Annotated in this window: 1 protein-coding gene (only partly in view); it reads right to left on the bottom strand. The window is 72.9% G+C overall.

What is annotated here, in order from left to right:
- Positions 1-12,620, bottom strand: partial view of a WXG100-like domain-containing protein gene (locus tag BLR33_RS25315; RefSeq protein ID WP_093786914.1) — the 5' end (the start) only. 19,471 nt of this gene lie to the left of the window's left edge; 12,620 of the gene's 32,091 nt are visible here — the first part of the coding sequence; it begins with the start codon at positions 12,618-12,620; its stop codon lies off the left edge, out of view.

The following is a 12,620-nucleotide window of genomic DNA, read 5'->3' as shown; positions in this document are numbered from 1 at the left end:
ATCGGCAGCCAGGTCCACAAGCCGTTGTCGAAGAGATGGCCGTTCTGGGTTTTCAGCGCCTCCGAGCGGTAGACAGCGCGCAGGGCCCGCAGGACTTGCTCGGGTGCCTCGGCCTGCTCGCCGTCGCTGAAACGCCGGGCCGGGATGACACCCCGTGCGCGCAGCCGCTCGGAGATCCGGTCGAACACCCCGTCCGCGCGCAGCAGCTCCGGGTGCACGGAGGCGAGCGGTACCCGGCCGCCCAGGTAACTCTTCGTCACCGGGGCGGGGTCGGTCTGCCGGCCCTGCGGGGGGAGGATGTCCTCCAACCGTCGCTCCGGAACCTGGATGTCCAGCCCATCCTTCACGAGCACATGGACGGTCGCCTGCTCGACCAGGTCCCCCTTGCGCCGGGTGAGGGTCACCTTGAAGGCGGGGTCGGTGCGCAAAGTGGCGGGCGGGCCCGTGTACGCGGCGTCGGTGACCGCGGTCGCACCCGCGCCCTGCCCGCGTACGGTGGCCCACTCCCGGCTGACCCCCGCGACACCCGAGGGCCCCGCCCACACGGCGGGGGCGGCGCCACCTGAGGCGAGCTGGACCGAGGGGCCCGCGCTGAAAGTTGCTCCCGCGTTCACGCCCCACCGTTCCGCGGTGGCATGGTGGGCAACGGATGTCAGGGCGTCGTTGATCCTCGTGCCCCCGTCAGGACTCTCGATCCGGCGCGGCGCGAGGGCCGTCAGCTGCAGGTTGAGGCTGTTCTCCCAACCGTCGTGCGGGGGCAGCGCGATGTCGTTGCCCCCTGTGTCGGCGAGCAGGCCGAAGGAGTCGGTGAGCTGGTCGGAACGGACCGCGTCCAGGATCTCCCGAGGCTGCTTCGCGAAGTCCTCGGCGTCTGCCTCCGGCATTCCGTTCATCCGGAAGAACAGCCGGGTCGCGGTGCGTGCCAGGTCGGGCATGACGAGAAACGCCGGGTAGAGCCCGGCGGTTCCACCGCTCAGGTCCAGTCGCCCGCCGGTCGGCGGCTCCCATGTGACCACCGCCGTCCCGGCCTGCCGGATCTCCGCGTCGGTGGGCGGGATGCGGGGAACATGCTGCGCGGGCAGCACTACCTGGGCGACCAGATTGTCCGCGTCGTGCAGCCACCAGTGTTCGGCGGTCGCGCCGGGCCGGTCGAGGGGAAGCAGCGTCACCTCGTACGCGGCGTCGTAGACGTGCTCGTGCACACCGCCGGTGTTCGTCAGGTCACGGCGCGACTTCGCCGTGGTGCTGAAGCTCGTCGTACGCCACTGCTCGTATCGCCCTGTGAGGCGGAACCCGGCCAGCTGAAGCCGGAGAAGCGTGGCCAGGGCGATGCGCACGCCCCCGCTGACGGAGACCGCGACCCGCCAGAAGTGTTCGCGCACGCCGGCCACGGTCTCGCCGACGGCCGCCTGGCTGCTGACCTCCATCGGGTACGACAGCTGCTGGAGGTGGTCCATCAGATGCCCGCGGACACCGATCTCGTAGCGAAGCCCCCCGTACGTGACCTCCGTCTTGAACCCCGACAGCGTGCCGCTGAGGGAGCTTTCGAGGGCGGGCCTGCCGACGTTGGCGGCGAGCTGCTGGTCGGCGGCCGAACGGGCCTTGAGCGGGTCACCGCGACCGGTCATGCGGTCCAGCAGGCCCCGCCATCCACCGCGGCGCCCGGTCAGCAGGGCGAGCCGTCCGCGGAGGAAGTCCTCGACCAGTTCGGCGCCGGGAAGCGCGACCGCCACCGCGAAGCCGACACCCTTGCGGGAGGCCAGCGCCACCGATTCGTGCGGATCGCGGTGCGCGGCGTCGGGAATCCGGCCGACACCGTCCGGGGGACGCACGGTGACCTGGTGGGGGCCGGGCGGCAGTCCCGCCGTCTCCAGCAGCGCCCGCACATGCGGCTGTGCCTGCACGGGCGTCGGCCACACCTGCGGCCCGGCCTGGGCCCCCTGGCTGCTCTCGGCCTCGGCCGCGGCCTGGACGTCCCCTTCGACGACGGCCTGGACGTACGGCGAACCGATGTGGCCGAGCACCCGCCGCTCGAAGTCGGCGGCGCCGTGGCCGCCGCGCCACGGTACGCCTACGGCGGCGGGCACGATGCTCGACAGCGTCCCCAGGGCCCTGTGGGTACGGGAGGACCACTCCACGTCGATCTTCAGGTCCGCCCGGTAACGCGCCAGGTCCTGCGCACCCTCCAGGGTGACGTAGCTTTCGGCCACCGAGGCCAGCGAGTGGGTCCAGCGGCGTTCGAGACCGAAGGCGCCGATGACCGTCGGCAGGATTCCCTGGGGCGTCATCAGGGCGGACCCCTGACCGACCAGGCCGCCCGTGCCGTAGCCGTACAGCATGTCGGCCGCGCTCCGCCCCCCGCGACCCGCGAGGACTGCGAGATCGCCGCCGGATACGTGCTGGGTGATGACGCCGGTGCCCTCGCTGCCCTGCGCCACGTGCAGGAACTGCAGGCTCCGCACGGACAGTCGCACCCGGGGATGTCCGCGGAAGGACTCGAAGCCGGGAAGATCCTTGCCGACGCGGATCTTGCGGCCCGGGTCGCCGCTGGTGAACCACCACGGGCTGCGGCCCCGGGCATTGCGCTCGTTGAGCACCGACTGCGCCTGTGCGGTGACGTCCTTGGCGACTGCCGCGCTCAGTCCTGATTCGATCAGCTTGCGCTGGAGGTCGGCCACCGGGCCGGTCAGGTCGATGGCGCCCAGCAGTTCGCCGCCCCTGCGGGGCCGCTGCGAGCCGTAACCGCCCTGCGGCCGGACCGGCTCCTGGGCCATCGCTGGGCGCGATTCGCGCGCCGTGGAGTGGTCCGAGGGGATCGCCAGGCGCACGCCGCGGTCGACGACCGGCGGCAGCCCTCGGTCGCGCGGGTGCTGCTCGACGCCGTTGACGAAAAGCCGCAGCCGCAGACCCGCCGTGAACGCGTTGCCGCCGGCGACGGACAGCTTCCGCCCGATCACGGCCTTACGGTTGACACCGGTCAGGCCGATCCGGAACCCGCCGGCCTTGAACTGCGGCAAGCCCGCCACGGCCGCGGTGGCAGCCGCGGAAGCGAGGTTGAACCCCGTCAGCAGGACAGTTTCCAGAGGCTTGAACGTGGCCTTCTCGTACTGCTGGCCCGAACCCACCGCGGCGGGCGCGAGGTTCTGCCACGGAACGGGGCCCGCCGGGCCGGCCGGCTCCTGGTAGGTGACCGAGTCCAGTACCGGCCGCAGCCACACCAGCTTTCCGCCGACGTCCAGCAGGATGCCCTTGAGCAGCAGCTCCATCCACCGGTCGGTGGGGCGGTCCTGGTCGCCGCCCTGGTCGCCGCCGTCCCTCAGCATGACGCCGATCGCCGCGCGGACCGCCCGGCGCTCGGGCTCGGACAAGCTCGCGTCGAGGTCGATCCTGCCCATGACGGTGTCCGCCGCCCGGTCGGCCGACTCCTGGGTCCATACGGGGACGTGGGTGACCGTCGCGTCGCCGAGCATTCCGTGCTCGGTGTACCAGGGGGCCCGCGGCCGCGAGGCGGCTTCCGGCCCGTTGGCCGTCGCCCCGTGGTCCGAGGCCGGCTGCCCGACGTTCCGGACGGACGGCGCGGGCACGGCCGGAGCCTGCTGCTCCGCCGCCTCCTCCTCCGCGATCGGCTCCAGAGCCGTCCCCACGGAGGGTGCCGGCCGCGGCGTGTTCCGGTAGGTGGGGCCGGAGGGCGCCGGCTGAGTCCGCACCTGCTCCGCAACGCGCCGCGCCGGGACAGACCGCGCTGCCGCCGGGTCGCGGACCGCGACCGTGGCCTCGGGGCGTACCGGATCCTGCGCGAATGCCTTCTGGTACCGCGCCTGGACCGTCTTCCCGTTCACCGGCCGGCTCGCGACGACCGTACGGCCGTCGCCGGTCCGCGCGGAGAGCACGATCCGCAGACCGTGCGCCACGTCGACCCGCGACGCGCTCTCCCCGGACGAGGTGTCCCTGTACGTCGACGGCACGGGCTCCGTCGCCGTGCCCGGCAGTTCGGCGGCGCCCGCCGGCTCGAACCGCACCCGGGCCACGGTCGTGGTGTCCCCCACGGTGATGCCGGACCGCAGATAGCTGCCCCACGCGCGCTCGTCGGTGGACTCCAGCGCGAGCGTCACCTCGCGGACCAGGTCGTCCTTCAGCCCCTGGGACAGCCAGGTCGGCCCGGCCGCCTCAGCCGGCGCGCCCTGTTCCGGGCCGCTGACCGGCGCCCACCCGAACGCCTCGACCGCCGCCCGCGCCTGGGCCGCCGCGTCCACCGGGCGCCCGACCTTCACCACCTCCAGGTCGCCCAGCGCCTGCACGTCGCCCGCGCCCCGCGCGTACGAGGACACGGAGGACGGCTCACCCGGCTCGGTGACCGGCCCGGCCTCCCGTCCGCCCGGCACGGTGACGGCCGGTTCGGGGACCTGCGGCTGCGGGGGTTCGGCGGCGGCCTGGGTGTCGGTGAGGTGGGCGAAGTCGCGGTAGGCATCCAGCGCGTCCTGACTCAGCCCAGGGGTGGCGACCGGGTTGGCCCGCAGGGGGATCGGCGCGGGCCCGAAGAGTGTGGCGAGAAGACCGATGAGCTCGGCGGGTTCGGTCTCCCGCAACCGGTCCGCCCCGTTATTGCGCTCCTGGCCGGTGTACGGGTCGCGACCGGCGTTGGTGCCGAGATAGGCGTTGACGGCCTGGGTGAAGAACTCCACAGGACCACGCGAGGAATAGTTGTCGGCGGTGGGTGTGCGCGTGCCGTCAGGCCACTGCACGTCCCACCCGCCGGCGTACTTGGCGTCGTACACGGACTGCACGAGGGCCCGCTGCTCATCGGTCAGACCCCACGCGTGGATCACGTGCGCAAACTCGTGCGTCGCCACGGAATACCCGTCCGGATAATGCCCGCCGGGAAGGCCGACACCTGCCGTCTCACCGACGAGGTTCTCCTCGGGGATGGCGACCAGGGCCCCCTGACCAGGATGGGTGGTCAGCCCGCGCAGCTCGCTGACGGGCCGGTCACCACCGCTCTCGGAATGCGCGGTGAGGCCCTGAAGGCCCGCGAACTCCGGCAGGTCCGTGACACGCAGACCACGCGGCACAACCACCACCCGCACACCACTGCTGCTCAACCGACCCACCGTCGCGGGGTCCCGCAGCATCGGACCGAGCAGCCGACTCACCTCGGTACGGGCGCTGGCCGGCTGCTCCACCTCATCGGGTACGCGAAGCCGACTCGCGATGAACTCCACTGCCTCCGGCGACAGTTCGACGCCGGCCGCCTGGCTGGAAGAGGTTTGCGGCCCTCCACGCGACAGCAGTCGGCTGCCCTGCCCCGTCGGCGGCGCGGCATACGGCCCCAGGGCATACCGCGCCGCGGCCGCAGCGGCCAACTGCGCGTAGTTGGGCGGCGGGTCGATCTGCTGAAGGTACGGGTCCAGCTCGATCGTCATGAAGAGGTCGCCGTCGTAGAGGGGCCGCTCGCTGACCCGTCCGACCTGTGCGTCGATCCAGAAAATCTGGCCCTGGTAGTTGACCGCGTTGTACTCGTGCGGATTCCCGTTCAGCTGTCGGAACGCGATGATCGCGGATGAGCCGTGACCCCTCCCCAGCAACCGGTTCGCCACGGCCTGGTAAACCCCCGCCGCGCTCGCCGTGTTGTGCGTCCGCCACCGCGCGTTCAGCCACTGCGCCGTCCGGTCGTTCCCGGTGCTCCGGCTCTCCGGGTCGTCCGGATGCAGGACCGCAGCGGCGACCGTCGGCCGGCCGTGCCAGGTCGCGACGAAGGTACGGGACACCTCGACGCAGTTGACCCGGCGGCCACTGGAACGGCGGGTACCGGGAAGAGGAGGCCGCCCGTTGATGCGCTGGACCCAGTTGGCGGATCCCAGATCGGTGAGGATCGTGTTCCGCGGTTGACGGGAATTGAGGCTCCGGACCGGCCCGGCCAAACCGTAGGTGAAACCCCGTGGATCCGGAAACCGCTGGTAGCCTCCGTGCGCGTCGCGCGGGAAGTCCTCCTCCAAACGCGCCTGCAAAGACGCCTCTTGCCCTGGCGACGGACGCTCCAGCCAGCCCGACGCGTAATCGCCCTCCCTGAACTCCGGCAGAGTGTCGGCCGGGAAGTCCGACTGCGGCGCGTATTCGCGGCCGGCGGTGTATCCGCTGTACGGGGACGCCTGGGAATACTGCATCGGCGGCGCCGCGAACGGACCGGGGGCCTCCTGCGTGGTCTGCTGAGCTGTCTCCTGGGCGGGCGCGTTGCCCTGCCACGAAGCCGACCTCGTACCGGAACTCCCACCGGTGGACAACGCCGCGGGCTGCTGCCGGGCCGGGTCCTGCGGTACGTCGGTACGGGCCGCCGTGCCGCTGCCGTCGTAACGGGCGACGCCCAGCGGTGCCTCGGGGCCGTGGCTCCACACGATGGGGGCGTCGGGCAGCACCGGGGCCGGGGTCAGCCGCACTCCGTGCGGCTCCAGCGCGGCACCGAGGCTCGGCTCCAGCGGAAGGTCCGCCGCGCCCTGCCGGGTCTGGATCCACCCCGCACCGGGCGGGGTGTGCAGGGTCATCGTCCCCCTGCCGGTGACTTCCGGCACACCGGCGACGATGTCCGCGGCGGAGTCCTGCACCGGGTGACCGTAGGGTGCGATCACCACCGCGCCGGGCGAGTTCAGCGCTTCCGCGACCTGGCCCGCGAACGACGGCATCCCCGCCCACAGATGAGCACGGCCCGCCTGACCGGCCACCAGCACGACCGGCACCGGAGAGTCCGGCTCCCACGCCGTGTTCCGGCCGATCCAGTCCGCGACACCCCTCGCGTCACGCCAACGACCGCCCACGAACAGCGTGTTGTCGGCGACCCGATACATGCCCGGGACCAGGACAGCGCCGTCGGCGGCCGGCATCAACCCCGAGGCACGACTGGCGGTGGGCAGTTCGGCGCGCTTGGGGAACCGCGGCGTGCCGGTCGCACGGTCGCCGGTGGGGGCCGGAACGTGCGAGGACGCCTCGCTCGGCTGCACGCCGGTGATCGGGGAGCCATCCGCCGACCTGCCGTCAACACCCGCGCCTGCGGCTTCGGGGGCGTGGTGGTCCGTAGCGGACGAGGGGCCGTCGACGACCTCGTGGACAGGGCCGGTCGCGGGGGCCGCGGTGGCATCGGTGGCCGTGGCGGCAGCCGGCCCCGGCCGGGCCTCCGCCGGCGGCTCGGTCGGTACGTCGGCGCCCTGCGGCGAAGCCTCCGGGTCCGGCGCCGGACGCGGGCCGGAGACGATCTCGCCGGCGCCGGGCGCCCCGCCGTCGCCCGCGGCACGGGGGTTCGCGGTCGGCACGCTCGCCCCGGCTGCCGAACCGGTCGGCGCCTCAGCCGCGGACCCGACAGCAGGCTCGACGGAGGCCCCGGCCGCCGGCTCGGCCGCGAGCTCGACTGCGGATTCCGCGGACTCCGGCGCGGTCTCCGCCTGCGTCTCCGTCCCCTGCGCGGTCTCCGCCGGCGCCTGGTCCTGGGGCCGGGCGGACACGGTCTGCTCCTGCGGAGCCGGCTCGCGAGGGGCCTGTTCACCGGTGCGATCCGCGGGACGGTTGACCACAGGCGTGGTCCGCGGCGGGGACGGCTGCCGGACCGTCGTCCGGACGGGCTGCGGGCCGTCGCCGAGGCCGGCCTCGGCAGGGGGACGCGGTTCCGACCGCGGTTCGGATTCGGAGGAGGGCTCCGGGGCCGGTCCGCGCGAGGTCGCCGGCTCCGATGAGGCCCCGGGATCGGCTGATGTCGCCGATTCCGGTGGGGCCTCCGGCTCGGGCGAGGGTCCGGGCTCCGGCGGACGGAGCGGTGCCGGAGCGGGGTCGGAGGACGAGAGCGAGTCCAGCGTGTTTTGGAAGGTGTTCTCGTGGTCCTCCTCGTGCTCGAGCCATGCGCCGATGTTGTGCTCGTGCGGCGCGAAGAGGTTGTCGAAGGTGCGGACGGTGTCCTTGCGGAAGTCGTCGGCGGTTTCCTTGTAGAGCGCGTCCGCGGGCGAGAGCCTTTCCCCGACGGCTGCTTCCAACTGCACGTCCTCGTCCCAGCGCAGAGGATGGAAATCCTCGGCGGCGCCCTCAAGAACCTCCCTCAGGTTGAATTCATGGTCGAACCTCGCCTCGAGCGAGGCATCGAGCCGGGCGCGGTTGTCGTCGTAGGAGCGGGCGGGACGCTCGTCGTCACCATCCCACCGGGGCTGGCGGTGGGCCCGGGTGTCCGGCTGTTCCAGGTGGCCGAACCAGTGCTCGTCCACCATCTTCTCGTTGACGTGGGTGAGTTCGGTGGTCAGGCGGTCCTGGGCGCCCTCGTCGAGGGACCGCAGGTACCCGTCCTCGTAAGAGCCGAACGCCTCGTTCAGCCGCTCCTGCAGATCGGCATTGCGGAACTGCCGGAACTCGGCGTGCCCGATGCGACTGCCCAAGGTGTCGAACATCCGGTCGACGGTCTGCTGCCAGTTGTGCGCGAGTTCCTCATGCACGCGGGCGGCCGCCGCCGGATCGAAGGCCTGCCATGCGCGCTGGTAGAACATGTGGAGGTCGTCCTGGAACTCCTGACGGAGCCTGGCGAGGTTCTCCTCGTCGAGTACGTGCTCCGGCAGCCGCTCGGTGACGGGCTCGGGGTCGACGATCTCGTTCAGCTGCCGCGTGGCCTGCGCGACCTCCCTGGACGAGTCGGCAAGCAGTCCGATCCGCTGCGGCAGGTTCTCACGCAGCGCCGAGACCTCCGCGTCGATCGCCCCGTTGCGCGCCGCTTGGTCGTCGGGGAACTCCTTGTGGGCGCGGTCGACGATCGAGCGGACCTTCGCGAAGGTGTCGGCGCGCAGGTGGGACAGCGACGTCGGTACGAAGCCGTCCTCGCCGGGACGCGGCTTGCCGTTGTCGGTGTCGTAGGTCGGATCCTTGTAGCTGTCGGTCTCGTAGTCGTCACGACCGGGCAGGCCCTCCGCTTCCTGGAGGTACCGCCCTCCGAACAGGTCGTTCTCCCGTACCTGCTCAACGGCGTCGGCGAAGTCCTTTTCCATGCGGACCAGCTCGGCATGGCGTGAGGATGCGTTGGCGAAGTAGCGGTCGGCGGTCGCCATGTGCTGCTCGTAGGCTCTGTCCCACGCCACTATGTCGTAGCCCTCGGGGCCCTTGTCCTGCCACTGCAGCTTGAAGTCGTCGAGGACGGCGCGGAGGAAGTCCTGCTCCGCCTGCCGGTGACCGATGCTGTCCTCGGGCAGGTACCGGCCGCCGAACAAGTCCTTCTGGACGAAGTTCCGGTAGCCGTCCGTCAGGGCCGCGGCCGCATGACCGGGTTCCTCGTGCTGGAAGTAGTACAGGAACTCATTCGTACGGGCGTCGCGGCCGGCGCGGTAGTCGCTCCACCGGACCACCGGCTCGCGCGGAGACGGACCGGTCTCCGGCGGCGTGGGAATGTCGCCGGACGGATCGTTCCCGGGTCGGGGGTGCTCGTTGTCGTGCGCGGCGGGCGAAGTCTCGGTTCCGGGCCCAGGCGGATCGCCGTCCCGGGTCCGGGCCGAGCGCGGAGACGTGACGGCCTCGGCGGCATGCGGCTGCGCGACCTCGCTTGTGGGCACCGGTCCCCCGGCGGAGGCGAACGCCGGGTCCGCCGCCGGATACTCGGAGTCCGTGCCGAGGATCGACGTCGCGTCGCTCCCGGTCTCGCTGCCCGTCGAGGATCCCCCGGACAGGCTGTCCGTCTCCGTGTCGGATTCCGACGAGGTCACGTCCTGTCCACGGATCGGGGTACCGGCGGGCGGCGGACCCTCGGAGATCGGGTGCGGCCCGCCGGGGGTCAACTCGGGCTGCGGGCCGGTCTCCTGGCCGCCGGGTTCGGACGAACTGTGCTCCTGCGGACCGGACTGCCGCGGCCCTGCCCCCGGCGCTTCGGCCTCCGGCGGCCGCGACGCACGAGGGGGCGCGCCCGTACCGCCCGTCAAGGTGGTCCGCGGCGCCGGCTGCGATCCGATGCCGGTGTGCGTCGAGCCGCCGCCGGGCTGCTGCACGATGCCGGCGGGCTGCTCCGGGGACGTGGTCCCGTCCGCGGGCGCGGCGGGCGTCCCGACCTCGCGCGGCTCCGGCACGGTGGGCGCCCCGGGTTCGTGCACCGCCCCGCGAGAGGGCGATGGCACCGCCGACGCCGGGGACTCGTGCGCCGTGGAGGGCGTGCCCTCGTGCGTTCCGGCCGCGGAGGCGCCGGTCGGCGGAAGGTGCGGCGCGGGGGCCTCGACCTCCGTGTGCGGGAGCGGTGTACGGGACGCCGGGGCCGACGCCTCGGGCGCGGGCGCCTCGTGCGCGGGAGGTTCTGACACGTGCGGTTCGGACACGGCGGGAGCCGCAGACGGACGCTCCGGCGGCGTCGCGACGCCGTGCGGTCCCTGGCCCGCGTCGGCCGGCGGGGGCGCCGACGGCTCTCGCGCGGGAGGGCCGTCCAGGCTGCCGCGCGGTCCCGCGCTCCCCGACTCCGCAGGCGGGCCGTCCGGACCGCGCAGGCCGGCGTCCGGGGGCTGTGCGGCGGATGGTTCGAAGAAGCCCTGAGGAGATTCCGGGACCGGTTTGAACTCGGCCGGGGGGAAAAGACCGCGCGACTGGCCGCCGGCCGGGGGCGCCTCCGAGGGCGGCGGCTGGGACGCTACCAACTGTTGCTGCGAGCCTCGCGGGTCCTCAAGCCCCCGCAGCCCGCCGTAAGGAGCGGTTTGCGGCCCCGGGTCCGCCGGGATCTGCTCGTGCGAGCCCTCGCCGGCTGCCGGGGGCGGCGTCTGCGGCCCGTTCTGCTCCAGCCAGGAGCCCACCCGGTCCCCTTCTACGGGGCCCTGGCGGAGCGAATCGAAGGTGAACCGCGTCCCTTCGGGAGCGGGCGGAGCGGACCTGCTCAAGTCGGACGTGACCGGCGGCGTGCCGGACGCGGTCCGGGACCCGTCCCCGAACTCCGAGACCGGCGGAGGTTCCGAGGGGTCGATGTCCGAGACGGCGACGTCACGCCCCAGCCACCTGTCGTCCACCGAGGACACCACGCTCGTTGTGTCCCAGGCCTCCCCCGGCGGGAGATCGCGGCCGTACCGCTCCCCCGCACCGCCGGAGGGCCCGGTCGGATCCGCCGCGCCGCGACTGCCGCCGCCGGGCTGCCCGGGAAGCGCCGAGGAGCCGCCGGCACCACGGCCGCCGGTGCTCCCGGCGACCGGAGGACCGCCGGCGGGGATGCCCTGGGCCTCCCCGCCGTTCTCCCCGAAATCGCCCAGCAGGGCTTCGCGCCCGCTCGCGTCGGAGCCGCCGACCGACCCCTGGTACGGCCCGTACGGCGCATACGGCTCGCCGTGGGACGAAACCGTCTCGCTGTCCCAGCCATCGAGATCATCGCCCAGCGTGTGCGGTTGGCTGTCCGGGTTCTCGACCGAGAGGCCGACGCGGGAGCCGGAAGCCCCGGACCCGTACCCACCAGCGGCACCCGTGCCCGACGTCTCGCCGGACGAGCCGCCGCTCTCCGTACCCTCGTCCTGGAAACCGTCCAGCAGCGGAGCGTGCTCGCTCGCGTCGGAGCCCCCGACGAACCCCTGGTACGGCTCGTACACCCCGTACGACGAACCGCTCTCGCTGTCCGGCCTGCCGAAGCCCTCGCCGAACTCCTCGCCCGGCGCGCGCGGCCCGCTGCCCGGGCCGCCGACCGAGAGGCCGACACCGCGACCGAAGGGGCGGGACCCGCCCGCACTCTCGGGAGGAGCGGCCTGCGGGCCCGGCGTCTCGGTGGACACGTGCGGGAGGTCGCCGCCGAGATCGGGCGGCGTCTCGTCCATCTCCGGGATCTTGGCGTAGCCGTCGTCCTCCGGGCCGCCCTTGCCGCCGCGCAGCGCCGGTATGTGCCCGATCGCGCCGCCGACCAGGCCCGCGACGAAACCGAGTCCGGGGGAACCGTCGACGCCGAACGCCGCGTCCGAGGCCGCCGTCCCGGCCGCGCCGCCGAGGCCGCCCAGCACCATCTTGCCGAGGAGCGAAGAGACGATGGCCTCTCCGGGCTTGCCGAGCGCTCCCACGCCCGCGAACAGTCCGCCGGTGATGGCTCCGGAGATCGCACCGGACCCGACGGCCATGATGAGATCGCCCCAGTCGAACTGGTGCCGGTGTCCCTCGGCGAACTGGATGCCCTGGGCCGCCGCGGACATGAGACCGCCCAGTCCCGCGCTGATCGCGGCGGCCAGTGCCACTTCCGCGAGGATCCCCAGGATGATGCTCCGGCCCGCGGCGAGCCAGGCGCCGATCGCCCAGGGGGCAAACCAGGCGAGGAAGGCGATCTCGGCCGCCAACGACGCCAAGGTCATCAGGATCATGAGCTTGGCGTACTCGATCTTGACCGCGAACTCATCGATCTTGTCGGCCAGTTGTTCGCTGGCCGACGCCACGTCGTCCAGGTTCGCCTGGAACTTCCGCAGATAGGACTCGAACTGCTCCGCCGTCGCGCCCGACACTCCCGCCTGCACGTCGGAAAGCACTTTCCCGAACCGCTCGGAGATCGAGCGCAGCTCTTTCGCGTAGTCCTTGTGCGCCTGGCACAGGGCCCACAGCTTGTCCTCGTCCGCCTTGGGCCAGGTGCCGCCGGCCAGGGCGGCCACCCATTCCAGCTCCGGCGGCATCATGATGCTCAT

It is taken from the genome of Actinacidiphila guanduensis (assembly GCF_900103985.1).
Lineage (GTDB): Bacteria > Actinomycetota > Actinomycetes > Streptomycetales > Streptomycetaceae > Actinacidiphila > Actinacidiphila guanduensis.
Note: the sequence above shows the minus strand (reverse complement) of the source record. Positions and strands in the feature narration are given on the sequence as shown.